Source organism: Nocardioides ginsengisoli (assembly GCF_039537225.1).
Taxonomy (GTDB): domain Bacteria; phylum Actinomycetota; class Actinomycetes; order Propionibacteriales; family Nocardioidaceae; genus Nocardioides; species Nocardioides ginsengisoli.
On record NZ_BAABAC010000006.1, the window covers coordinates 258,620 to 282,632 of the forward strand.

Below are 24,013 nucleotides of genomic sequence, written 5' to 3' on the forward strand. Positions count from 1 at the left end.
ATGGTGACCTCGATCCTCAAGCGCGTCGACCGCCGCGTCCTCGTCGCGATCGGCGTGGTGCTGGTGCTCGGCATCCTCGTCAACGTCTTCCGCTCGCCGGCCGACACGAAGACGGTGACGGCGCACTTCCCGCGCGCGGTCAGCGTCTACAAGGGCACCGACGTGCGCATCCTCGGCGTCAACGTCGGCAAGGTGACCGCGGTGATCCCCGAGGGCAACTCGGTGCGCGTCGAGATGGAGTACGACGCGAAGTACCAGGTGCCCCGCGACGCACAGGCCGTGATCATCACGCCCACCCTCGTCGCCGACCGCTTCGTCCAGCTCACCCCGGTCTTCCAGGGCGGCGACGTGATGGCTGACGGCGCCGACATCAAGCTGCAGCAGACCGCCGTCCCGGTCGAGCTCGACCGGATCTACGGCAGCCTCCAGGCGCTGACCCGCGCGCTCGGCCCCAACGGCGTCAACGCCGACGGCACGCTCGACCACCTGCTCAAGGCCGGCCAGAAGGCGTTCGGGGGTGAGGGCGAGAAGGGCAACCAGATGATCCGCGACCTCGCCGCTGCCGCGCAGACCTTCGGCGACGGCGCCGGGCCGCTGTTCGAGACGGTCACCCAGCTCGCGAAGTTCACCCAGACCCTCGCCGAGAACGACACCCTGGTCCGCGCGTTCATGCAGGACCTGACCGGCGTCTCCAGCATGCTCGCCGACGAGAGCGACGAGCTCGAGCAGGCGGTGGCGGCGGTCGCCAAGGCGGTCGGCAGCGTGCAGGGCTTCGTCAAGAACAACCGCAACGCCTTCGTCGCCGACATCCGCAAGCTCACCGACGTGATGAGCACGATCGCCTCCGAGACCGACAACATCGACACCGCGGTCAAGGTGGCGCCGGTCGCGATGGGCAACCTGGCGATGGGCTTCGACCACGTCAGCGACAGCCAGAACTCGCGGATGGCGATCGGCGGCCTGGTCTGGGACGTCGACGGCCTGATCTGCGCGTTCATCCAGCAGCACCCGTCGATGCCCAAGGCGCTCAAGAACACCGCCTGCACCCTGATCGAGAAGCTCATCGAGCCGATCGTCACCAAGCTGCCGTTCCTGCCGCCGCCCTACAAGGGGCCGACGCCCAAGGGCAGGCAGACCGCAGGCAACCAGGGCAACCTGGGCATCCCGGTCCCGCGGCCCACGGAGGTCTCGTACTCCACGGGCGACGACGCGACGGTCGAGTCGCTGCTCGGAGGTGGCTCATGAGCATCCGTACGACGACCCGCGGCTGGGGCCGCCGGATGCGCGGCGCGGTCGCCGCGATGGCCGGCCTCGCCCTGCTCACCGGCTGCGGCGACTTCGGCGCCTACGACCTGCCGCTGCCCGGCCACCCGGTCGACACCGGCGACTCGTTCGAGGTGACGGCGTACTTCCACGACGTTCTCAACGTCGTCCCGCGCTCGCCGGTGATGGTCGACGACGTCGTCGTCGGCGAGGTCACCGACGTGCAGCGCACCGGCTGGAACGCCAAGGTCACCATGCGCGTGCGCAACGACGTGAAGCTGCCCGACAACAGCATCGCCGACATCCGCCAGGTCTCGCTCCTGGGCGAGAAGTACGTCGCCCTGGCCGCGCCGAAGGAGCAGGCCCCCACCGGCCGGCTGTCGAACGGCGACGAGATCTCGCTCGCCGAGACCGGCCGCAACCCGGAGGTCGAGGAGGTGCTCGGCGCGCTGTCCTTCCTGCTCAGCGGTGGCGGTGTCGCCCAGCTCGGCACGATCACCCGCGAGGCCAACCTGGTGATGAACGGCCGGCAGGACCGGCTGCGCGGGCTGCTGTCGTCGCTCGACTCGGTGGTCGGCACGCTCGACCAGCAGAAGGTCGAGATCATCAACGCGCTGGAGTCGCTGAACAGCCTCACCTCGACGCTGAACAAGGAGAAGAAGACGATCGGCGACGCGCTCGACGCGACCGGCCCGGCGATCGACGTCCTCTCCGCGCAGCACGACGAGCTGATCGCGATGCTCGGCTCGCTCGACAAGCTGGGCGAGGTCGGGACCCGCGTCATCAACGCCAGCAAGGAGGACGTGCTCAAGATCCTGCGCGACCTCAGCCCGGTGCTGCGCAAGCTCACCGAGGCCAACGAGCAGCTCGCGCCCGGCCTCAACCTGCTGATCAGCTTCCCGTTCCCGCAGGCGGCCAACCACATCGTGCAGGGCGACTACGCCGACACGATCATCCGTGCCGACCTGAACTTCGAGAACCTGTACAAGACGCTCGGCCTGCCCGAGATCCAGCTGCCCGACCTCGGCAACGTGCTCAACCAGGTCGGCAAGTGCCTCAAGAGCGGCAAGCTGACCAGCACCGCCTGCCTGCAGGTGCTCAGCGACGTCAACCTGCTGCAGGACCTGCAGCGCCAGTGCAAGGACCCGAAGATCCGCACCAGCCCGGTCTGCAAGCTGCTCAACTCGCTGCCCGACCTCGACCTCGGCAAGCTGCTCACCGGCGGCAAGGGCGGCGGCCTGCTCGGCCCCAACGGCCTGCTGGGCGGGCTCGCGCAGGGCCTGACCGGCTCACGGACGTCGTACGACACATCGGAGCAGAGCCTGCTGGGAGGCACCGCATGACCCGGGGCGTACGGATCCGGCTGATGGCGTTCGTCGTCCTCAGCGCGGTCGGCATCACCTACATCGCGGCGAGCTATCTCGGCATCGTCGACAAGGCGCTCGGTCGCGGCCTCACCGTCACCGCCAGCCTGCCCGGCTCGGGCGGCCTGTTCGAGGGCAGCGAGGTGACCTACCGCGGCGTGAAGATCGGCCGGGTCGCCAAGATGGACTCGACCAAGGACGGCGTCGACCTCACCCTCGACCTCGAGGACGGCACCAGGCTGCCGCTCGACTCGCCGATCTTCGTGCACAACCTGTCGGCGGTGGGGGAGCAGTACCTCGACTTCCAGCCGCCCGACGACAAGGGCCCCTACGCCGCCGACGGCGCGCGCTTCAGGGGCGACGACAAGTCGCTGCCGGTCGACGAGGGCGACCTGCTGGTCGACCTCAGCCGGTTCGTCGACTCGGTCGACAAGGGCAGCCTGCAGCAGGTCGTCCAGGAGCTCGGTCTGATGTTCAACGACACCGGCGGCGACCTGCAGCGGCTGCTCGACGGCGGGTCGACGTTCATCGCCGAGGCGAGCGCGCACACCGACGAGACGATCGCGTTGCTCGACAACGGCCTGGCGGTGCTGCGCACGCAGCAGGGCCAGAAGGAGAACATCCGCAAGTTCGCCGGTGACCTGAACAAGATCACCTCGACGCTGCGGGGGAGCGACAAGAACCTCCGCACCGTGTTGAGCAAGACGCCCGGCGCGGCCCGCGAGCTCGACGGCATGCTGCGCGAGCTGGAGCCGACCATCCCGATCCTGCTCGGCGACCTGGTGTCGGTCGACCAGGTGCTGGTCAGCCAGCTCGACGGCATCGAGCAGCTGCTCGTGACCTATCCGGTGCTCATCTCCGGCGGTCCGACCGGCAGCACCTCCGACGGCTGGGGGCACGTCAACCTGCAGCTCGACTACAGCGTGCCGCCGTGCACCCAGGGCTACGTGCCGCCGTCCGAGTGGCGCTCGACCCAGGACCTGACCGACGCGAAGCCCGCCGACGTCAGCTGCACGGCGGGTCCGCCGTACGCGATGCGGGGAAGCAAGTACGCACCGGGCAACCGCGGCGGCAACGCCTCGCCCGGTCGCGTCTACAGTGGCACCTACGATCCGGCGACCGGCGCGGTGCCGGGGCTGGTCGATGCCGAGGGGACGCCGGTCGAGCTGCGGCAGCCGGAGAGTCTGTCCGTCCTGGGAGGGGATGCGTGGAAGTGGCTGTTGGTGGGCCCGGTGGCGGGCAAGTGACGGACGACCGCAGTCGCGTCCGCCTCAACATCGCGCTGTACGCCGCCACGGTGGTGTGCGGCTGCGTCGCGATCCTGTTGCTCTACATCCACGTGAGCAGGGCCGACACCGAGGTCGGCGGCACCGACGTCGTCCCGGGTGCGGGCCAGGACGTCGGCCGCGGCATCGTCGAGCCGGTGCCGCTCGCGAGCGAGGCGGAGCAGACGCGCTCCGCCGAGCAGATCGAGGCCGCGTCGAAGATGGTCACCGCGTTCGTCAACTTCGACTACCGCGACCCCGACCGCACCATCGAGGCGGTCAGCTCGATGGCGACCGGCGAGTTCAAGACCCAGTACGCCAAGGGCGCCCAGGGGCTGCGCGAGCTGGCCACCAAGGCGCAGTCCGACATGACCGCGAAGGTGGTGTGGGCCGGCCTCGTCGCCGGTGACGACGACACCGCCACGGTGATCGTCGCGACGTCCGGCACGGTCAAGAACAAGACGACCGGCTTCAAGGAAGAGGCCCGCAACTACCGGCTCCAGCTGCAGCTCGTACGGGAGGACGGTCGTTGGCTGACCAAGGACCTCCAGTACGTGGCCCTGGGCTGAGGAGAGACATCGGCATGAGTCGCCCCACGCCCCGCCGTCCCGCGAGCTCGCGCGGTCAGACGCCGCGTCCGCGCAAGATCGCCGGCCAGGCCACGCCGTCCGCACCTGCCTCGGGCCGGCCGGTCTCCGACGTACCGGACGTTTCGGTCGCCTCAGCGCCGAATCCGCGACCGAAACGTCCGGTACGACCGGAGACCGCAAGCCCCGGGATCCTCGCCCGGCCCAAGACCACGCGGGTCCTGATCGCCGTCCTGGCGCTGGTCACCATCGCCCTGGTCGCCGAGTTCGCGATCCTGCTCGCCGACCAGATCGGCGGCAGTGACAAGGACAAGGCGGCGGGCGACGGCGCCACGCTGAGCGTGCCGAAGGGCCGGCCGATCGTCGCCGCGACGCTTCAGGTCCGCGACGGCGTCGAGCAGGCCGCCAAGGCCGCGCAGGAGATCGTGTCCGTCGACTACAAGAAGTACGACGACGAGGTCGACAAGGCCGCCGACCTGATGACGACGCGCTTCGCGAAGCAGTACCGCACCACCGCCGGCGACATCAAGGACCAGGTGATCGGGCAGCAGACGACGGTGCAGGCGAGCGTGGTGGCGCAGGGCGCGGTCCGCGCCAACCGCACTCGGCTCGAGGCGCTGATCTTCCTCAACCAGGTCGTCGAGCGCACCCGCGACGGCAAGAAGCAGACCGTGGTGACGCCGTTCAAGGTGCTCGTGACGATGGTCCACACCGACCACGGCTGGCTCGTCGACCGGCTCGACACCGACGCTCCGGGGGAGAAGCCGGCGTCATCGTCCTCGCCGTCGTCCTCGCCGTCGGTGGCGAACGGCGGATGAGACGTCTCCCGGCGATGCGAGACAAGAGGAACTAGAACACGTTACAGTTCGGGGGTGACCACCCCTGCGAGCGGAACGAGCGCCATCGAGTGCGATCTGGCCGTCGTCGGCGCCGGGCCGACCGGACTGTTCGCCACCTACTATGCCGGATTCCGCGGACTTCGGGTGGCCCTGATCGACTCGCTGCCCGAGCTGGGTGGCCAGATCACGGCCATGTACCCGGAGAAGGCGATCCTCGACGTCGCCGGCTTCCCGAGCGTCAAGGGCCGCGACCTGGTGGAGGGCCTGGTCGAGCAGGCGCTCACCGCGAAGCCGGAGCAGCTGCTCGGCCGGACGGCGACCGACCTGGTCACCGACGACGACGGGCTCACGCTCACCCTCGACGACGGCGGCACGGTGCGCGCCAAGGCGCTCATCATCACCGCGGGCATCGGCAAGTTCAGCCCGCGCCCGTTGCCGGCCGGTGACGACTGGCTGGGGCGCGGCGTCGAGTTCTTCGTCCCCAGCTTCGAGCCCTACCGCGGCCTCGACGTGGTCATCGTCGGCGGCGGCGACAGCGCCTTCGACTGGGCGCATCACCTCGAGCCGATCGCCCGCTCGGTCACCCTGGTCCACCGCCGTGACGCCTTCCGTGCCCACGAGCGCACCGTCGAGCAGGTCCGGGCGTCGTCCGTCTCGATCGTCACCAAGGCCGAGGTGAGCGCGCTGCGCGACGCCGACGGCGGTACGGCGGGCCCGCTCGCCGAGGTCGAGCTCACCGTCGACGGCGTGGTCGAGACCCGCCCGGCGCAGGCCGTCGTCGCCGCGCTCGGCTTCGTCGCCGACCTCGGCCCGCTGCAGCAGTGGGGCCTGGAGACCCAGCGCCGCCACCTCGTCGTCGACCCGTCGATGCGCACCACGCAGCCGCGCGTGTTCGCCGCGGGGGACATCACCGAGTACCCCGGCAAGGTCCGGCTGATCGCCGTCGGCTTCGGCGAGGCCGCGACCGCCGTCAACAACGCCGCCGTGGTGGTCGACCCGACCGCCCACGTGTTCCCCGGCCATTCCTCGGAAGGAAGCTGAAGCACCCCATGAGCTCCGGACGCAACCAGGTCAAACTCAGCGACGAGGAGGTGCAGGGCCTGCTCGAGGAGAACCTCAAGGTGCAGGTCGCGGCCAACGGCCGCGAGGGATTCCCGCACCTGACCACGCTCTTCTACATCGTGCGCGAGGGCAAGATCGCGTTCTGGACCTACGCGCGCAGCCAGAAGATCGTCAACCTCGAGCGTGACCCGCGGGTGACCGCGCTGGTCGAGGACGGCACCGACTACTTCGAGCTGCGCGGCGTCTCCATCGAGGGCCGCGCCGAGATCGTCCGCGACTACGACTCGATCTTCGAGATCGGGTCGCAGGTCGCCGCCCGCATGGCCGGCGTCGACTCGTTCGAGGCGCTCGGCGAGATCGGCGTCCAGGCCGTCGAGAAGCAGGCGACCAAGCGGGTGGGCGTGATCATCCACCCCGACCGCGTCGCGTCCTGGGACCACCGGAAGATGAGCTGAAAGGCCTATGTCATGAAGATCAAGGTCGACTTCGACCTCTGCGAGTCCAACGGCCTGTGCGAGGCGATGGCGCCTGAGGTGTTCGAGCTCGATGACGACGACTTCCTCCAGCTGCACGCGGAGGAGACGACCGACGAGAACATCGAGAACGTACGGCGTGCCGCCGCGGCCTGCCCGCGTGCCGCGATCACGCTGGTGGAGGGATGAGCATGACCCACGCAACCGACCTCGACGGCACCGATCTCGACGGCAAGGTCGCGATCGTCACCGGCGCGGGCGCCGGGCTCGGGCGCGCGGAGGCCGTGGCGCTGGCGAAGGCCGGCGCGCGGGTGGTCATCAACGACCTGCCGGGCGCGGGCGACGAGGCCGCGGAGGAGATCCGCGGGCTCGGCGGCCAGGCGCTCGTCGTACCGGGTGACGTGAGCGAGCGGGCGACCGCCGACGCGATGGTCGCCGCGGCTGTCGAGCAGCTCGGGGGGCTCGACATCGTCGTCAACAACGCGGGCATGACCCGCGACCGGATGCTCTTCAACCTCGGCGACGACGAGTGGGACGCGGTCATCGCGGTCCACCTGCGCGGCCACTTCCTGCTCTCGCGCAATGCTGCGGCCTACTGGCGGGGCAAGGCGAAGGAGAGCGAGTCGGGCACCGTCTACGGCTCGATCGTCAACACCGCCTCGGAGGCCTTCCTCGGCGGCTCGCCGGGCCAGGCCAACTACGCCGCCGCCAAGGCCGGCATCGCCGCGCTGACGCTGTCGACGGCTCGTGGCCTGTCGCGCATCGGCGTCCGCGCCAACGCGATCTGCCCGCGCGCCCGCACCGCGATGACCGCCGACGTCTTCGGCGAGGACCAGTCCGGCCGCGCCGTCGACCCGTACTCGCCCGACCACGTCGCGCCGGTCGTCGCCTATCTCGCCTCGCCGGCCGCCGAGCGGATCACCGGCCAGGTCTTCGTCGTGTACGGCGGCATGGTCGCCCTCGTCGCCGCCCCCGTCGTCGAGCAGCGCTTCGACGCCGCCGGCGACCTCTGGTCGGCCGACGACCTCGACAAGCAGCTCGGCGGCTTCTTCGCCGACCGCGACCCGAACGTCGGCTTCGCCGCCGACTCGATCATGAAGCTGACGGTGTGAGCATGCGCCTCGACAACAAGATCGCGATCGTCACCGGCGGCGCGATGGGCCAGGGCGCCGCGATCGCCCGTGCCTACGTCGCCGAGGGCGCGCGCGTCGTCATCGCGGACGTCGCGAAGGAGCAGGGTCAGGCGCTCGCCGACGAGCTCGGCGCGGCCGCCCACTTTGCGCACCACGACGTGAGCGATGCCGCCTCCTGGGCCTCGGTCGTCGAGGACGCCAACGCCCGCTTCGGCGCGGTCGACGTGCTCGCCAACAACGCCGGCATCCTGCGCTTCGGCGACATCGAGCGGATGCCCGCCGAGGAGGTCGAGCTGCTCTGGCGGGTGAACCAGCTCGGCGTCTTCCTCGGCATGCAGGCGGTCAGCCGCACCATGCGCAAGAACGGCGGCGGCTCGATCATCAACGCCTCGTCCGTCGAGGGCCTGGCCGGCATGCCGTCGTGCACGGCGTACGCCGCCACCAAGTGGGCGATCCGCGGCATGACCAAGTGCGCTGCGATGGAGCTCGGCCCCAAGGGGATCCGGGTCAACTCGGTGCACCCCGGCATGATCGACACCCCGATGACTCGTGTCCACGGCGGCGACGCCGCGATGGAGTACGGCGCCAGCAAGGTGCCGCTGCGCCGCGTCGGCACGCCCGACGACATCGCGCCGGTCTACGTCTTCCTGGCCAGCGACGAGTCGTCGTACATCAACGGCGCGGAGATCGCCGTCGACGGCGGCGTCACGTCCACGCACGCGTTCGGGGCCTGATCGGCCCCGAACGGGGTCGGTCAGATCAATCGCGGAGAATCAGGTGGACGGCTTTCTCCATGTGGGCCGCGGTCTCGGCGGCCGTGGAGCGGCCGGTCACCCAGGCCACCAGGGCGGAGAGCCACACGTCGCCGATGACGCGCGCGATGGCGACGTCCTCGTCGGTGATCTCGCCGTCCTCGGGTGTGCCGCCGTGCATCGCGTGGGTGACGATCGAGGTCATCGCCATGCCGACCACGTGGATCTCGGCGGCGACGCTGCTGTCGGCGAACATGAAGGCACGGGTGAGGGCCTCGGTGAGCTTGGGGTCGCCCTGCATGCCGCGGGCCATCCACTTGAGCACCCAGAGCACGCGGTCGCCGGGCGTGTCGCCCGGGATCTCCTTCTCGTGCATCCGGCCGGCGGCGTCCTCGAACTGGCGCCCGAGCGCGGAGACGAGCAGGTGGATCTTGGACGGGAAGTAGCGGTAGAGCGTGCCGAGGGCGACGTCGGCCTGCTCGGCCACGGCCCGCATCTGGACGGCGTCGAAGCCGCCCGACCGGGCGAGCTCGTACGTCGCGTCGAGGATCCGCTTGCGGCGCTCCCGCTGAGCGGCCGAGCCGAGGTCGTCCGACGTGGACGAGTTCGCGATGGTCACGGAGGTTCCCCCTGGGGTGGTGCGATGAGGCGGGCCGTCAGGTACCCAGCAGATAGGCTACTTGCAGGTAGCGCATAATTGGGAACACGTTCCAGTTTTGTTTCGGCCCTGCTCGACGAGCTCGGCGCCGCGACTCAGTGAGTAAGTGAGCCAGGCCCCAGAGCCCAGCACGACCCAGCAGGGAGGAGATCCGGATGCGGATCGCAATGCTGTCCTATCGCAGCAAGACGCACGTCGGTGGGCAGGGTGTCTACCTTCGCCACCTCAGCCGTGAGCTGACCCGGCTCGGCCACACCGTCGAGGTGTTCTCCGGCCAGCCGTACCCCGAGCTCGACGAGGGCGTGGCCCTCACCAAGGTCCCGAGCCTCGACCTCTACCGCGAGCCCGACCCGTTCCGGGTGCCCAAGCTGCGCGAGTTCCGCGACTGGATCGACGTCCAGGAGTTCCTCATCATGTGTCTGGCCGGGTTCCCCGAGCCGCGCACCTTCTCGCGCCGCATCGTCAAGGTGCTGGCCGAGCGCAAGGGCGACTTCGACATCGCCCACGACAACCAGGTGCTGGGCCACGGGATGCTCGACGTCGAGAAGGCCGCGGGCATCCCGATGATCACCACGATCCACCACCCGATCACCTTCGACCGGCGCATCGACCTGGCGCAGACCAAGAACCCGTGGCGCAAGCTCACGCTGCGCCGCTGGTACGGCTTCCTGCGGATGCAGGCCTATGTCGCACAGCGGGTGCGGGCGATCATGACGCCGTCCGAGGCGTCCAAGCGCGACATCGCCCGCGACTTCGGCGTCGACCCCGCCAAGATGCAGGTCATCCTGCTCGGCGTCGACGACAACTTCGTGCCCCCGTCCAAGCCGCGCGTGCCCGGCCGGATCATGGCGATGGCGAGCGCCGACGCCCCGATGAAGGGCATCGCGACCCTGCTCGAGGCGTTCGCCAAGCTGCGCACCGAGCGCGACGTCGAGCTGGTGCTGGTCACCCGCCCGGTCGCCGGCGGCCGCACCGAGAAGCTCATCGAGAAGCTGGGCATCGGCGACGCCGTCCGCTTCGCGCACGGGCTCACCGACGACGAGCTGGTCGAGCTGATGGGCTCCGCCGAGGTCGCCTGCGTGCCCTCGCTCTACGAGGGCTTCTCGCTGCCGACCGCCGAGATGATGGCCTGCGCGACGCCGCTCATCGTCTCCCGCGCCGGCGCGATCCCCGAGGTCGTGGGCGAGGACGGCGAGTGCGCCGACCTGGTCACCCCCGGCGACGTCGGCGAGCTGCTGCACGCGCTGGAGCGGATGCTCGACGACCCCGAGCGCCGGGCCCGGATGGGCGCCGCGGGCCGCAAGCGGGTCGAGGAGCAGTTCAGCTGGAAGGCCGTGGCCGTGAAGGTCGCCGCGGCCTACGAGAAGGTCATCGCGGACCACGCCGCCGAGACCGCGACGAAGGAGAACTGACCAGATGCTGACCGTTGACTTCGACCGGCTCGGCCTCCAGGCCGGCGACCGCGTCCTCGACATGGGCGCGGGCGCGGGGCGGCACAGCTTCGAGATGTACCGGCGTGGCGCCGACGTGATCGCGTTCGACCTCGACGCCGACGAGCTCGAGGGCGTCCGCAACCTCTTCGTCGCGATGAAGGAAGCCGGCGAGGTGCCCGAGGGCGCCGAGGCCGACGTCAAGCAGGGCGACGCGCTCGCGCTGCCCTTCGCCGACGACGAGTTCGACCGGATCGTCTGCTCCGAGGTGCTCGAGCACATCCACGACGACGTTGCGGCGATCCGCGAGCTGATCCGCGTGCTGCGCCCGGGCGGCACCCTCGCGGTCACCGTGCCCCGCTGGCTGCCCGAGGTCATCAACTGGCGCCTCTCGGCCGACTATCACAACGCCGAGGGCGGCCACATCCGCATCTACACCGACCACGAGCTGATCGACAAGGTCACCAAGGGCGGTCGGTTCAACGACGGCACGCCCGGCGAGGCGATGCTGTTCGAGGGCAAGAGCTACACCCACGGCCTGCACGCGCCGTACTGGTGGATCAAGTGCGCGGTCGGCGTCGACAACGACAGCCACCCGCTCGCGAAGGCCTATCACAAGCTGCTGGTCTGGGAGATCATGAAGCAGCCCAAGACGCTCCAGCTCGCCGGCAAGGTCCTCGACCCGATGATCGGCAAGTCGATGGTGCTCTACTTCCGCAAGCCGGACGCCGCATGACGGCCGTTCCCGAGGTCGCGCTCTCGCGCCTGCCCTACGTCGACGGGGTCCTCACGGCGCAGCAGGTCGCCGACACCGCGGCCGCGATCGCGGCGATGCAGGAGCCGTGGGGCGCCGTCCCGTGGACGACGGGCGAGCACGTCGACATCTGGAACCACGTCGAGGCCGCGATGGCGATGCTCATCGGCGGCCAGGTCGAGGCGGCCGAGCGGGCCTACGCCTGGATCCCGACGATGCAGCGGGCCGACGGCTCGTGGCCGATGAAGATCGTCGACGGTGTGGCCGACGACGAGCGCGGCGAGGTCAACATGTCGGCCTACTTCGCGGTGGGGCTGTGGCACCACTGGCTGGTGCGCCGCGACATCCGCTTCGTCGAGCGCTACTGGCCGTCCGTGCGCGCCGGCCTCGACTTCGTGGTCTCGCTGCAGGAGCCCTTCGGCGGCATCCGCTGGACGCCGGTCGACGACTTCTGCCTGCTGACCGGCAACGCGAGCATCTACCACTCGCTGCGCGCGGGCGTCGCGCTCGCCGACCTGATGGACGACCCGCAGCCGGAGTGGGAGCTCGCCGGCGGCCGGCTGGGCCACGCGGTGCGCTCGCACCCCGACCGGTTCGCCGACAAGTCGACGTACTCGATGGACTGGTACTACCCGGTCCTCGGCGGCGCGGTCCGCGGCGACGCGGCGCGTGAGCTGATCGCGCGGCGCTGGGACGACTTCGTCGTGCCGGGCCTCGGCATCCACTGCGTCGACACCAACCCGTGGGTGACCGGCGCCGAGACCTGCGAGCTCGCGATGGCCCTCGACGCGATCGGCGACCACCAGCGCGCGCTGAGACTGGTCACCGACATGCAGCACCTGCGCGAGGACGACGGCCGCTACTGGACCGGCTGGGTCTACGCCGACCCGACCCGCCCGGCGCCCGACGACGAGCCGCGCGACGTGCACTGGCCGCACGAGCACACGACGTACACCGCTGCTGCCGTGCTGCTCGCCGTCGACGCGCTGGGCGAGACCTACGGTCACGCGACCCCGGGCTCGGGGATCATGCGCGGCACGTCGCTCGCGCCGCACTTCGACGAGATCGCCCTCGAGTGCGACTGTCCGTCGGGAGATCTAGCCGAGCGGGTCGCCAGCCGCTCCTGAGGTGCGCTGCAGGACACGGAGGGAGCCGGTGACGGCGACCTCCGTGAACTGCCCGCTCGCCAGCGCGGGCAGATAGATCAGCTCGTACGGCGGCCGCCCGCCGTCCGCGGGGTCGGGGAAGACGTCGTGGATGGCGAGGTAGCCGCCGTGGTCGACCCAGTGCGCCCAGCCCGCGAAGTCGTCGCGGGCGGGCTGCTCGCCGTGGCCGCCGTCGATGAACAGCAGCGACAGCGGCGTGCGCCAGTGCCGCGCGACGGACGTGGACTGCCCGACGACCGCGATCACGTGGTCCTCGAGGCCGGCGCGGGCGATGTTCTTGCGGAACTGGCCGAGCGTGTCCATCAGCCCGAACTCGGGGTCGACGACGCTGCTGTCGTGGTGCTCCCACCCGGCCTGGTTCTCCTCCGAGCCGCGGTGGTGGTCGACGGTGAACACGACGGCGGTCTCGCCGGTCGCGGCGCTGACCTGCTGCGCGGCGGCGCCGAGGTAGATGCCGGACTTGCCGCAGTACGTGCCGACCTCGAGCGCGGGCCCGTGAGGGAGTCGTTCGAGCGCGATCCGGTGCAGCAGCGCGCCCTCGTCCTCGGGCATGAAGCCCTTCGCGGCGCGGGCGTGGTCCAGCAGGGCGGACGGCATGGTGTCGGTCACCCGCTCACTCTAGTAGGGTTAGAACGCGTTCTAGTTCTAGAGGAGCACCATGTCGATCGGGATCAGCGACGAGCAGGTCGAGCTCGCCGACAGCCTGCGCAAGTGGGCGGCGAGCCTGTCCCCGCTGGAGGCCGTGCGCGCCGCCGAGGGTGACGCGAGCGCGGGCTTCGCCGCGATCTGGACCGCGGCCGACGAGATGGGCATCGCGGCGATCGCGGTCCCCGAGTCGGCCGGCGGCGGTGGCGGCACGGTGCTCGACCAGGCGGTCGCGCTCGAGGCGTGCGCCCACGAGCTGGTGCCCGGTGGGCTGCTCGGGGCGTCGCTCGGCTCGCTGCTGACCGGCACCCCGGGCCGGTACGGCGTCCAGGTCCGCCCCGGTGGCGTGGTCTGGGACGGCGGCAACGCCACCGAGGCCCTGGTGCTCGACGCCGGCGACCTCGCCCCCGAGGTCGGCATCGACCTGAGCGCCCGGCACGCGCGGGTCTCCGGCGCCGGCGGCACTGGCGACGCTGGTGACGCTGGTGACGAGCGCCGACGGCTGCTCGCCGTGACCCTCGCGGCCGCCGAGGCGGCGGGCGTGGCGCGCTGGTGCCTCGAGACGGCGGTCGACTACGCGAAGGTCCGCGAGCAGTTCGGCCAGAAGATCGGCGCCTTCCAGGCGATCAAGCACCTCTGCGCGCAGATGCTGGAGACCGCCGAGTCGGTCACCGCCGCCGCCTGGGACGCCGCGGTCGCCGCGGATGCGGACGATGCCGAGCAGTGGGCGTTCGCGGTCGACGTCGCGCAGGTGACCTGCTTCGACGGCGCGGTCGAGGTCGCGAAGAGCTGTATCCAGATCCTGGGCGGCATCGGCTTCACCTACGAGCACGACGCCCACCTCTACCTGCGCCGGGCGCTGACCCTGCGCGCGCTGGTCGGCTCGGCCGACACTGCCGCCGAGCGGGTCACCGCCGCAGCCGTCAAGGGCGTCCGCCGCCAGGTGGCCGTCGACCTGGAGGGCCGCGACGAGGCGATCCGCCCCGACGCGCGCGCCACCGCCGAGCGGATCGCTGGCCTGCCGGCCGACGAGCAGCGGGAGGCGCTGGTGGCCGCGGGCTACCTGACGCCGCACTGGCCCACGCCGTACGGGCTGGGCGCGGACGCGACCACGCAGATCGTCATCGACCAGGAGCTCGGCCGGGCGGGCGTCGTCCGCCCGGACCTGGTGATCGCCGGCTGGGCGGTCCCGACCATCCTCGCCCACGGCACCGACGCGCAGCGCGAGCGCTTCGTGCGGCCCTCGCTGCTGGGCGAGCTGACCTGGTGCCAGCTGTTCTCGGAGCCGGGCTCCGGCTCCGACCTCGCCTCGCTGCGCACCCGCGCGGTGCGCGTCGAGGGCGGCTGGTCGCTGACCGGCCAGAAGGTGTGGACGTCGGTCGCCGAGCGCGCCGACTGGGGCATCTGCCTGGCCCGGACCGACGCCGACGTCCTGCAGCACAAGGGGATCACCTACTTCCTCGTCGACATGCGCGCCGCGGGCATCGAGGTCCGGCCGCTGCGCGAGATCACCGGCGAGGCGCTGTTCAACGAGGTCTTTCTCGACGACGTCTTCGTGCCCGACGAGTGTGTCGTCGCTGAGCCGGGCGACGGCTGGAAGCTGGCCCGGACGACGCTCGCCAACGAGCGCGTCGCGATGGCCAGCGCCCGGCTGACCAAGAGCGTGGAGCGGGCCGTTGAGCTCGCCGCCACCCGTGACCTCGGCGCCGTGGAGCGGGCCAAGGTCGGCCGCCAGGTCGCCCTCGCCACGGTCTGCGGGCTGCTCGGCGTCCGTACCACGCTGCGCGCCCTCGGCGGCCACGGCCCCGGCGTCGAGTCGAGCGTCGCGAAGCTGCTCGGCGTCCGCAGCCGGCAGGACTCCTCCGAGCTGGTCGTCGAGCTGCAGGGCGACGCGCTCGCCGTCCTGGACGGTATCGACAAGACCTCCGGCGACGCGCTCGCCGCCGACATCTGGGAGCAGTTCAACACCCGCTGCCTCTCCATCGCCGGCGGCACCACCCAGATCCTCCGCAATGTCGCGGGGGAGCGGATCCTGGGTCTGCCGCGCTAGCCCCTTGCGGCGTTAATCTGCTGAGGACGACGGGAGACGCCCATGGGCAAGACGGTGAACCCGGCCGAGCTGATCACCCGGAACCTCCGGGCGCTGCACGGCGCGCTCGAGCACAGCGTCACCATCCAGGTGACCCGGCTGCAGGAGCTGATGGACGACATGGTCGCCCGCGGCACGCTCTCCCGCGCCGAGGCCGACCACCTGATCGGACAGCTGGTGAGCGCCGGCAAGGCCTACTCGCACGCCCTGCTCCAGGTCCTCGACTCGGTCTCCATGGAGTCGCGCAAGGTGCTCGGGCCGGTCCGCGCGACCGCGGGCCTGGTCGTCGAGACCGTGCTGCAGGCGCCGAAGCTGGTCACGGGCCGCCGCGGCGGCGCCGAGTCTCCGCCGGAGTCTCGGGCCGAGTCTGCGGCCGAGGCTGCGGCTGAGGCGACGGTGGCCGACCCGCTGCTCGACCTCGACGAGCTGACGGTCGCGCAGGTGAAGCCGCGGCTGGCCGGGCTCAGCGCGAAGGAGCTGCGGCGGGTGCGTGACCGGGAGGTCGCCGGCAAGAACCGCAAGGGTGTGCTGGCCGAGATCGCGCGGCTGCTGGACTGAGCGGACTCAGGTCCCGAGCTCTTCGCGGGTGCGGGCCAGCCGGCCGATCTGCGGAGCATCCGGGCCGAGGAACCGCTCGATCCATTGCGCAGCCTCGGCGGGATCACCGGCGTCCGCCTCCAGGAGGCTCTCGATGTCGGCCCAGTCCTTGGTTCGGTCGAACAGCATCTTGAAGACCATCAGGTCGGTCGCGGTCATCACCGGTATGTCGGCGCTGCCGAACCGGAAGGGCGTCGCGCGATCGGTCACCATCCGGTGGAAGTCCGGATCGGCGGGGAAGAAGAGGTCGACCGGCGTCGCGGGGTCGGGCCAGGTCAGGCGTACCTGCTGGTCGCGCCGGATCGCCGGGGCGGCCGACGCCGGAACCGCGATCTCGTCGGGGAGACATGCGAGCAGCGGCTCGGGATGGGAGGCGTCGGCGAGGATGTTGAGGTCGATGTCCTTGGTGAAGCGCGGCTCCTTCACGTGCACCGCGAGCGCGAGCGCGCCGCCGAGCGCGTGCGCGAACCCCGCGCGGTCGAGCGCATCATGGACGGCGACGAGCCGCCGCATGAGCAGCGGCTCATAGCGCCCGATCGTCGCCGGCTCAGCCATGGGCGGCGATCGCCTCGCGCCTCCGTGCCGCCTCGCGCCAGACGGGGCCGAGGTTGATCAGGGGCTTGGGCGGCTTGGTCTCGAAGGTCTCGCCGAACTCCAGGACGAGGAGCAGGTCCTCGGGGAACGGCCTCGGCTGGGGCCGCAGGTCGACCTCGAGGTCGAAGCCGGCGGCGTCGGCGAGGCGGGCGAGCTGCTCGTAGCCGGGCTGTGTGCGTCCGGAGAGGTAGCGGTCGAGCTGGGCTCGGCTGACTCCTGCCTCGGCTGCGAGACGGGACTTCGTCATCCCGGACTGCTCCAGGATGCGGCGTACGACGGCAGCTGCTCCCATGAGGGGATTGTATCTGATCAGGTACGTCACCGAGCGGCCTCGAAGCCGTCCTCCCCGAGCAGCGGCACGACGTCGTCCGCGTCCACGTCGGCCGCGGCCGCGACGTCGGCCGCGAACCCGATCCCGATCAGCTCGCGTCCGCTCGCGCAGTCGTGTAGTGCGCCGGCGACGTCGTCCGCGATGGCGCGGAAGGCCGCGCGAGCATGCAGTGCCTCCGCGCCGAGGGCGTGGCCCGGGGCGAGCGCGTCGAGGACGGCGCCCGCGCCCCACAGGTCCTCGACCGCCGGCCGGAGGCTGCCGTCGGGCCAGCGCTCGCCGGCCGGGACGAGGGCGACGGTGGCGCCGGCGGCGATCCGCGGGGACAGCCAGGCCGCGACCGCGCGCCGGTTGCGCACGGACGCGCCGACGACGAGCAGGTCCGGGTCGGTGGCGCGGAGGGCGGCGCAGACCGACGAGCCGTTGGGCGAGGGCAGCACCAGGCGGGGGACCGGCGCGCTGTCGAGGAGCTGGGCGGGCGACAGGCTGGGCGGTGGTGCGGCGAGCCCGCGCGCCTCGAGCCGGCCCACGGCGAGGACCGCGTCGTGCGCGCGGGCGTAGGCCGCCGCCCGCGCGTCCTTCCAGGCGAACGGGTGGACGTGGGTGCCGCGGGCGGTCGCGATGGTCAGCGTGGTGGTGAACGACAGCACGTCGACGACGACCGCGATGTCCGCGCCGGCGCTCACCGCCGCGCCGCCCGTCGGCCCCCACTCGAGGCGGATCGGGTGGGCCGTCTGGGCGTGGGCGGCGGCCACGGGGTCGGAGGCCGCGGGGTCGGGGGCGGCGGGGTCGGGGGCGGCGGGGCCGGGCGACGTCACCGAGGAAGCGTAGGGCCACCCGTTGGCATCGAACAGGCGTTCGAATACGATGGAGTGATGGGCTGGAACAACCCGCCGGTCCCGTGGGCCGAGCTCGAGCGACGACTCTCCGGTCGCGCGCCGGCGCCGGAGGCGCCGGTCTCCCGGCGCAAGCAGCCGCGGGCCGCGCCCGAGGCGATCGTGCGGCCCGACGGCGCGACGCCGTACGCCGAGCTCCACTGCCACAGCCACTTCAGCTTCCTCGACGGCGCCAGCTCGCCCGGCGACCTGGTCAAGGAGAGCGTCCGGCTCGGTCTGTCGGCGCTCGCGCTCACCGATCACGACGGCTTCGCGGGCGCGCCGCTGTTCGCCGAGGCGGGCACCGACTACGGCCAGAGCACGGTCTACGGCGCCGAGCTGACCCTCGACGTGATCCGCCCGCAGAACGGCATCCCCGACCCGGAGGGCAGCCACCTGCTGGTCCTCGCGCGCGGGGTCGAGGGCTACCACCGGCTCGCCGGCGCGATCACCGAGGCAGGGCTGCGCGCGCCCGAGAAGGGCAGCCCGGCGCACGACCTCGACGAGCTCGCGGAGCGGGGGCGCGGGCACTGGCTGGTGCTCACCGGCTGCCGCAAGGGCGCCGTCCGCCAGGCGCTGCGCGACGACGGCCCGATCGGCGCGGCGGGCGCCCTCGACGCGCTGGTCGACCGGTTCGGCCGCGAGCACGTCGTCGTCGAGCTGATCGCCAGCGACCTGCCCGGCGGCGAGGAGGACAACGACCTGCTCGCCCGGATCGCCGACGACCGCGGCCTGCCGGTCCTCGCCACCGGCAACGTCCACCTCGCGACCCCCGGCCAGCGCCGGCTCGCCGCGGCGATGGCCGCCGTCCGCGCGCGGCGCAGCATCGCCGAGCTCGACGGCTGGCTCGACCTGTCCGGCGGCGCCTACCTGCGCAGTGGCGACGAGATGCTGCACCGGTTCGCCCACCGCCCCGACGCCGTACGACGCTCCGTCGTCCTCGCCGACGAGCTGGCCTTCGACCTGCGCCGGGCGTCGCCCCGGCTGCCCAAGCAGGGCATCCCCGAGGGTCGGACGGCGGGCGAGCACCTGCGCGCCCTGGTCGAGGAGGGCTTCGCGCGGCGCTACGCCCACGAGCCGCACGCGGCCGCGGCGCGCGAGCGGGTCGAGAAGGAGATGCGGGTGATCCTGGCGAAGGACTTCGCCGGCTACTTCATCATCGTCCACGACATCGTCGCCTTCGCCCGCGGCGAGGGGATCCTGTGCCAGGGCAGGGGATCGGCGGCCAGCTCGGCGGTCTGCTACGCGCTCGGCATCACCGCGATCGACTCGGTCTTCTACAACCTGCCGTTCGAGCGGTTCATCTCCCAGCACCGCGAGGAGGAGCCCGACATCGACGTCGACTTCGACTCCGACCGCCGCGAGGAGGTGATCCAGTGGGTCTACGACACCTACGGGCGCCGCAATGCCGCGCAGGTCTGCAATGTGGTGAGCTATCGGCCGCGGATGGCGGTTCGCGACGCGGCCAAGGCGCTCGGCTTCTCGCCGGGTCAGCAGGACGCGTGGTCGAAGCAGATCGACGGCTGGGGGAGCACCGTCGAGGAGGGGCTCGGCATCCCCGAGCAGGTCGTCGAGCTCGCCGAGGAGCTGATGGGCGCCCCGCGCCACCTCGGCATCCACTCCGGCGGGATGGTGCTCACCGAGCGCCCGATCGGCGAGGTGTGCCCGATCGAGAAGGCCCGGATGCCCGACCGGACCGTGCTGCAGTGGGACAAGGACGGCTGCGAGTCGATGGGGCTGGTGAAGTTCGACCTGCTCGGGCTCGGGATGCTCGGCGCGCTCGACCACATGATGCGGCTCGTCGACGAGCACCTCGGCACCCGCTGGACCCTCGACACCATCCCCAAGGAGGAGCCCGAGGTCTACGAGATGCTGTGCCGCGCCGACTCGATCGGTGTCTTCCAGGTCGAGTCCCGGGCCCAGATCGGGACCCTCCCGCGGCTCAAGCCCGACAGCTTCTACCAGCTCGCCATCGAGATCGCCCTGATCCGCCCCGGCCCGATCCAGGGCGGTGCGGTGCACCCCTACATCCGGCGCAAGACCGGCCGCGAGAAGGTCGCCTACGACCATCCCTCCCTGGAGCCGATCCTCGAGCGGACGCTCGGCGTACCCCTCTTCCAGGAGCAGCTGATGCAGATGGCGGTCGCGCTCGGCGACTGCACCGCCGACGACGCCGACCTGCTGCGCCGGGCGATGGGCTCCAAGCGCGGTGTCGAGCGGATCGAGAAGGTCAAGGACAAGCTGTACGCCGGGATGGCCGCCAAGGGGATCACCGGCGAGCAGGCCGACGGCATCTACGTGAAGATCCTGTCCTTCGCCGGCTTCGGCTTCGCCGAGTCCCACGCGCTCAGCTTCGCGCTGCTCGTCTACGCGTCGTCCTGGTTCAAGCTGCGCTATCCGGCGGCCTTCCTCGCCGGGCTGCTGCGCAACCAGCCGATGGGCTTCTATTCACCGCAGTCCCTGGTCGCCGACGCCCGCCGCCACGGCGTCACCGTCCTGCGCCCCGACCTCGAGCGCTCCGATGCCCGCGCCGGCCTCGAGCCGTGCCCGCCGAGCGGCGCCGACCCGCTCCGCTACGACGACGGGCTCGCCGTCCGCCTCGGCCTCGACGCCGTCAAGGGGATCGGCAGCGAGCTCGCCGCGCGGATCGTCGCGGCGCGCGAGGAGACGCCGTACGCCGACATCCGCGACCTGTCCCGCCGTGCCGCCCTCACTTCGGCCCAGCTCGAGGCGCTGGCCACCGCGGGTGCCCTCGACTGCTTCGGGCTCGACCGGCGGCAGGCGCTGTGGATGGCCGGCTATGCCGAGAGCGACGGCCAGCTCCCCGGCAGCACCCCCGCGCCGAGCGCGCCGACGCTGCCCGCGATGTCGGACTTCGAGGTGACCCTCGCCGACCTGTGGGCGACACGGATCTCGACCGACCTCCACCCGGTCCAGCACTTCCGCGAGACGCTGAACGCCGCCGGGATCCTGGCGGTCGGCGCCCTGCCCGGCGTCACGCCGGGGCGGCGGGTCCACGTCGCCGGGATGATCACCCACCGGCAGCGGCCGGGCACCGCCGGCGGCGTCACCTTCCTCAACCTCGAGGACGAGACCGGGATGCTCAACGTCATCTGCTCGCAGGGCGTGATGCGCGCGCACCGGCAGGCCGCGCGCAACCGGGTGGCGGTGGTGATCCGCGGGAAGGTCGAGCGGCAGGACGGGGTGACGAACCTGCTGGCCGACCGGGTCGAGCCGCTGGACGTCGTCCTGCCGGGCACCGGGGACGCGCTGCAGGCCCGGCAGTCGTCACGGGACTTTCGCTAGGAAAGTGTTGCGGTTTGGTCCCAAACCGCAGTGGGTGCTGGCTGGTGGAGAGTCGTGTGCCTGAGACCGCCTGTGGGCGGGTTCTCAGGCACACGACTCCACGGACGGGGTGGAACGGACGTCGGTTGGTCACGAACCGCAGCGAAACCGTTGCGGTTTGGTCCCAAACCGCAGTTTTCGAGACAGCCCGTGAGACAGATCAGATCCGCTCGATGACCGTCCCCGTCGCCATCGCCCCACCCGCACACATCGAGATCAGCGCCGTCGACTGATCCCGCCGCTCCAGCTCGTGCAGCGCCGTCGTGATCAGTCGAACGCCGGTCGCACCCACCGGGTGGCCGAGCGCGATCGCGCCGCCGTTGACGTTGACCTTGTCCAGGTCGACGCCGTGCACGCCGGCCCACGACAGCACCACGGAGGCGAACGCCTCGTTGACCTCGAACAGGTCGAAGTCGCTGATCGCCATGCCGGTCCGGTCGAGCACGCGCTGGGTGGCGTCGATGGGGCCGTCGAGGTGGAAGTAAGGGTCGGAGCCGACGAGGCACTGCGAGACGATCCGCGCGCGCGGGGTGAGGCCGAGGGCCTTGGCCTTGTCGGAGTCCATGATGAGCAGCGCCGCGGCGCCGTCGGAGATCTGGGACGACGTGCCGGCGGTGTGCAGGCCGTCCGGAAGCACGGACGTGAGGCCGGCGAGACCTTCCGCCGTGGTCGCACGCAGGCCCTGGTCGCTGTCGATCACGCGGGTCTCGCCGGTCGGGTTGCCGTCGGCGTCGAGGACGGGCGCCTCGATGGCGGCGATCTCGCGCTTGAACCGGCCCTCGGCGACGGCCACGGCGGCCTTCTCCTGCGAGGCGAGGCCGAAGGCCTCGAGGTCGGCGCGGGTGATGCCGCGGTGGCGGGCGATCCGGTCGGCGGCCTCGAACTGGTTGGGCATGTCGATGGTCCAGTCGGCGGGGCGGGGGTCGCCCATGCCCGGGGGGACGTTCGCGCCGAGCGGGATGCGCGACATCATCTCGACGCCGCAGGCGATGCCGACGTCGATGGTGCCGGCGGCGACCATGTCGTTGACCAGGTGGGTGGCCTGCTGGCCGGAGCCGCACTGGGCGTCGAGGGCGGTGCCGGCGGTGGCCTGGGGGAGGCCGGCGTACAGCCAGGCCCGGCGGACGGCGTCGTTCGACTGCTCACCGGCTTGGGTGACGCAGCCGCCGATGACCTGCTCGACGAGGGCCGGGTCGACGCCGGCGCGGCGCAGCACCTCGGCCTGGATGAAGCCCAAGGTCTGCGCGGGGTGCAGGCCGGCGAGCCAGCCCTTGCGCTTGCCGAGGGGAGTGCGGACCGCTTCGACGATGACGGGAGTTCCCATGGCCGTCACGGTAGCACCGAACTAGAACACGTTCTACGCACCATCCCACCCAGTCGAAAAGGCTTAACGAAACCCTTTCGTAATCGCGCGATGCTTTGTACGGTAGCCCCTGTAGAACGTGTTTCACCCCCATCAGCCGCAGCGAAAGGCTCAGCGCGTGACCGAGCTCCTCATCCCGACGGGTTGGGATCCCACCGATCCCGACATCAACGAAGTGGCCCTGCCGCACGAGCAGTTCCGCGCGCTGCGCGAGAGCGAGCCGATCCGCTGGATCGAGCAGGTCCCGGAGGCGCGGGCCGGCTTCCTCGACACCGGCTACTGGGCGTGCACCCGGCACGCCGAGGTCCGCCAGGTGTCCAAGGACAACGACAACTGGTCGGCCATGGAGAACGGCGTCATCATCCGGTTCGCCCCGGACATGACCCGCGACCAGGTCGAGGTCCAGCGCGCGATGCTGATCCACCACGACCCGCCGTCCCACACCAAGATGCGCGGCATCGTCTCCCGCGGCTTCACCCCGCGCGTCATCGCCTCGCTCAAGCAGGCGCTCAAGGACCGCGCCTACGAGATCGTCGAGCAGGCCGTCGCCAAGGGCAGCGGCGACTTCGTCGAGGAGATCGCGGCCGAGCTCCCGCTGCAGGCGATCGCCGACTTCCTCGGCGTCCCGCAGGAGGACCGCAAGAAGCTCTTCGAGTGGTCGAACCAGATGATGGGGTACGACGACCCGGAGATCGGCGCCGACCCGGCCATCGCCTCGATGGAGATCCTCGGCTACTTCGACCAGCTCGCCAACGAGCGTCGCGCCAACCCGCAGGACGACATCGTCACCAAGCTGATCAGCGTCGGCCAGGACGACGACCACGGTGCGCTCACCAACGACGAGTTCGGCTTCTTCGTCATCCTGCTGACCGTCGCGGGCAACGAGACCACCCGCAACGCCACCACGCACGGCATGCACGCCTTCTTCGAGCACCCCGACCAGTGGGAGCTGTGGAAGCAGGAGCGCCCCGAGACGGCCATCGACGAGATCGTCCGTTGGGCGACCCCCGTCACCGTCTTCCAGCGCACCGCCAAGCAGGACACCGAGCTGGCCGGCCAGAAGATCAAGAAGGGCGACCGCGTCGGCCTCTTCTACGCCTCGGCCAACTTCGACGACACCGTCTTCGAGGACCCGTTCAGGTTCGACATCAAGCGTGAGAACAACCCCCACGTCGCCTTCGGCGGCCACGGCGCGCACTACTGCCTCGGCGCCAACCTGGCCCGGCTGCAGATCAACCTGATCTTCAACGCGCTCGCCGACCTGGCCGCCGACATCAAGCTCGCGGGCGAGCCGCGCCGCCTGCGCTCGGGCTGGCTCAACGCGATCAAGGAGATGCAGGTCGACTACAAGTGACCAGCTGACCGAGCTCGTTCGACGGCCCGTCTCCGCGCTGGGAGGCGGGCCGTCGTCATCCCCCTCCGAGCGCGCCG

Annotated in this window: 23 protein-coding genes; 17 read left to right on the plus strand and 6 right to left on the minus strand. The window is 71.2% G+C overall.

Annotated features, from left to right (window positions below):
• Genes AB4880_RS04785 through AB4880_RS04830 form a run of 10 tightly spaced genes read left to right on the plus strand, consistent with a single transcriptional unit; the run spans nt 1 to nt 8,720 of the window.
• Nucleotides 1–1,245, plus strand: coding sequence for an MCE family protein (locus tag AB4880_RS04785; RefSeq protein WP_367918060.1), 1,245 nt, complete (start codon nt 1–3; stop codon nt 1,243–1,245).
• Nucleotides 1,242–2,606, plus strand: coding sequence for an MCE family protein (locus tag AB4880_RS04790; RefSeq protein WP_367918061.1), 1,365 nt, complete (start codon nt 1,242–1,244; stop codon nt 2,604–2,606). Before AB4880_RS04785 ends, AB4880_RS04790 begins: the two co-directional genes overlap by 4 nt.
• Nucleotides 2,603–3,874, plus strand: a complete 1,272-nt coding sequence (locus AB4880_RS04795; RefSeq protein ID WP_367918062.1) for an MCE family protein — start codon at nt 2,603–2,605, stop codon at nt 3,872–3,874. Before AB4880_RS04790 ends, AB4880_RS04795 begins: the two co-directional genes overlap by 4 nt.
• The gene (locus tag AB4880_RS04800) at nt 3,871–4,461 is read left to right on the plus strand and encodes an Rv1363c family protein (protein ID WP_367918063.1); all 591 of its coding nucleotides are present in this window, start codon (nt 3,871–3,873) and stop codon (nt 4,459–4,461) included. Before AB4880_RS04795 ends, AB4880_RS04800 begins: the two co-directional genes overlap by 4 nt.
• Before the next feature lie 14 nt (nt 4,462–4,475).
• Nucleotides 4,476–5,297 carry a hypothetical protein gene (locus AB4880_RS04805; RefSeq protein ID WP_367918064.1) on the plus strand — a complete coding sequence of 274 codons (822 nt, stop codon included), beginning with the start codon at nt 4,476–4,478 and terminating at the stop codon, nt 5,295–5,297.
• Between the two features lie 54 nt (nt 5,298–5,351).
• A complete protein-coding gene (locus AB4880_RS04810; RefSeq protein WP_367918065.1) occupies nt 5,352–6,359 on the plus strand; it encodes an NAD(P)/FAD-dependent oxidoreductase in 1,008 nt (335 codons plus the stop codon).
• Between the two features lie 8 nt (nt 6,360–6,367).
• Nucleotides 6,368–6,835, plus strand: coding sequence for a pyridoxamine 5'-phosphate oxidase family protein (locus AB4880_RS04815; RefSeq protein WP_367918066.1), 468 nt, complete (start codon nt 6,368–6,370; stop codon nt 6,833–6,835).
• A gap of 12 nt (nt 6,836–6,847) precedes the next feature.
• Nucleotides 6,848–7,042 (plus strand): ferredoxin, encoded by a 195-nt coding sequence (locus tag AB4880_RS04820; RefSeq protein WP_367918067.1) that lies wholly within the window; start codon nt 6,848–6,850, stop codon nt 7,040–7,042.
• 2 nt (nt 7,043–7,044) lie between these two features.
• Nucleotides 7,045–7,965, plus strand: coding sequence for a 3-oxoacyl-ACP reductase (locus AB4880_RS04825; RefSeq protein ID WP_367918068.1), 921 nt, complete (start codon nt 7,045–7,047; stop codon nt 7,963–7,965).
• 2 nt (nt 7,966–7,967) lie between these two features.
• On the plus strand, nt 7,968–8,720 hold the full coding sequence (locus tag AB4880_RS04830; RefSeq protein WP_367918118.1) for a glucose 1-dehydrogenase: 753 nt from the start codon (nt 7,968–7,970) through the stop codon (nt 8,718–8,720).
• A 25-nt stretch (nt 8,721–8,745) separates the two neighbouring features.
• Here AB4880_RS04830 and AB4880_RS04835 read toward each other — a convergent pair whose 3' ends face one another.
• Complete coding sequence (locus tag AB4880_RS04835; protein WP_367918069.1) at nt 8,746–9,357, minus strand: TetR family transcriptional regulator; 612 nt, start codon at nt 9,355–9,357, stop codon at nt 8,746–8,748.
• A 194-nt stretch (nt 9,358–9,551) separates the two neighbouring features.
• Between AB4880_RS04835 and AB4880_RS04840 the strand changes: the two genes are divergently transcribed.
• From AB4880_RS04840 to AB4880_RS04850, 3 genes are read left to right on the plus strand one after another with little or no spacing between them, the layout of a single operon-like run.
• Nucleotides 9,552–10,808: a glycosyltransferase family 4 protein gene (locus tag AB4880_RS04840; RefSeq protein WP_367918070.1), complete on the plus strand. Its 1,257-nt coding sequence runs from the start codon at nt 9,552–9,554 to the stop codon at nt 10,806–10,808.
• Nucleotides 10,809–10,812: 4 nt separating this feature from the next.
• Nucleotides 10,813–11,562, plus strand: a complete 750-nt coding sequence (locus AB4880_RS04845) for a class I SAM-dependent methyltransferase (RefSeq protein ID WP_367918071.1) — start codon at nt 10,813–10,815, stop codon at nt 11,560–11,562.
• Nucleotides 11,559–12,707 (plus strand): prenyltransferase, encoded by a 1,149-nt coding sequence (locus AB4880_RS04850; RefSeq protein WP_367918072.1) that lies wholly within the window; start codon nt 11,559–11,561, stop codon nt 12,705–12,707. The genes AB4880_RS04845 and AB4880_RS04850 overlap by 4 nt, the downstream gene beginning before the upstream one ends.
• Here AB4880_RS04850 and AB4880_RS04855 read toward each other — a convergent pair.
• Complete coding sequence (locus AB4880_RS04855; RefSeq protein WP_367918073.1) at nt 12,678–13,355, minus strand: class I SAM-dependent methyltransferase; 678 nt, start codon at nt 13,353–13,355, stop codon at nt 12,678–12,680. The genes AB4880_RS04850 and AB4880_RS04855 overlap by 30 nt on opposite strands.
• 49 nt (nt 13,356–13,404) lie before the next feature.
• Between AB4880_RS04855 and AB4880_RS04860 the strand changes: the two genes are divergently transcribed.
• Nucleotides 13,405–15,441, plus strand: coding sequence for an acyl-CoA dehydrogenase family protein (locus AB4880_RS04860; protein WP_367918074.1), 2,037 nt, complete (start codon nt 13,405–13,407; stop codon nt 15,439–15,441).
• 42 nt (nt 15,442–15,483) lie between these two features.
• On the plus strand, nt 15,484–16,038 hold the full coding sequence (locus AB4880_RS04865; RefSeq protein WP_367918075.1) for a hypothetical protein: 555 nt from the start codon (nt 15,484–15,486) through the stop codon (nt 16,036–16,038).
• Between the two features lie 6 nt (nt 16,039–16,044).
• Here the strand turns inward: AB4880_RS04865 and AB4880_RS04870 are convergent, their stop codons facing one another.
• From AB4880_RS04870 to AB4880_RS04880, 3 genes are read right to left on the minus strand one after another with little or no spacing between them, the layout of a single operon-like run.
• Nucleotides 16,045–16,632 (minus strand): nucleotidyl transferase AbiEii/AbiGii toxin family protein, encoded by a 588-nt coding sequence (locus AB4880_RS04870; protein ID WP_367918076.1) that lies wholly within the window; start codon nt 16,630–16,632, stop codon nt 16,045–16,047.
• Entirely contained in the window at nt 16,625–16,963 is a 339-nt protein-coding gene (locus AB4880_RS04875) for a helix-turn-helix domain-containing protein (RefSeq protein WP_367918077.1), read from the minus strand. The genes AB4880_RS04870 and AB4880_RS04875 overlap by 8 nt, the downstream gene beginning before the upstream one ends.
• Nucleotides 16,964–16,989: 26 nt before the next feature.
• Nucleotides 16,990–17,817 carry a 2-phosphosulfolactate phosphatase gene (locus AB4880_RS04880; protein WP_367918078.1) on the minus strand — a complete coding sequence of 276 codons (828 nt, stop codon included), beginning with the start codon at nt 17,815–17,817 and terminating at the stop codon, nt 16,990–16,992.
• A 57-nt stretch (nt 17,818–17,874) separates the two neighbouring features.
• Between AB4880_RS04880 and AB4880_RS04885 the strand changes: the two genes are divergently transcribed.
• Nucleotides 17,875–21,180 carry an error-prone DNA polymerase gene (locus tag AB4880_RS04885; RefSeq protein ID WP_367918079.1) on the plus strand — a complete coding sequence of 1,102 codons (3,306 nt, stop codon included), beginning with the start codon at nt 17,875–17,877 and terminating at the stop codon, nt 21,178–21,180.
• Between the two features lie 199 nt (nt 21,181–21,379).
• Here the strand turns inward: AB4880_RS04885 and AB4880_RS04890 are convergent, their stop codons facing one another.
• A complete protein-coding gene (locus AB4880_RS04890; protein ID WP_367918080.1) occupies nt 21,380–22,543 on the minus strand; it encodes a steroid 3-ketoacyl-CoA thiolase in 1,164 nt (387 codons plus the stop codon).
• Nucleotides 22,544–22,700: 157 nt separating this feature from the next.
• Between AB4880_RS04890 and AB4880_RS04895 the strand changes: the two genes are divergently transcribed.
• Nucleotides 22,701–23,936, plus strand: a complete 1,236-nt coding sequence (locus tag AB4880_RS04895) for a cytochrome P450 (RefSeq protein WP_367918081.1) — start codon at nt 22,701–22,703, stop codon at nt 23,934–23,936.
• The last annotated feature ends 77 nt before the right edge of the window (nt 23,937–24,013 follow it).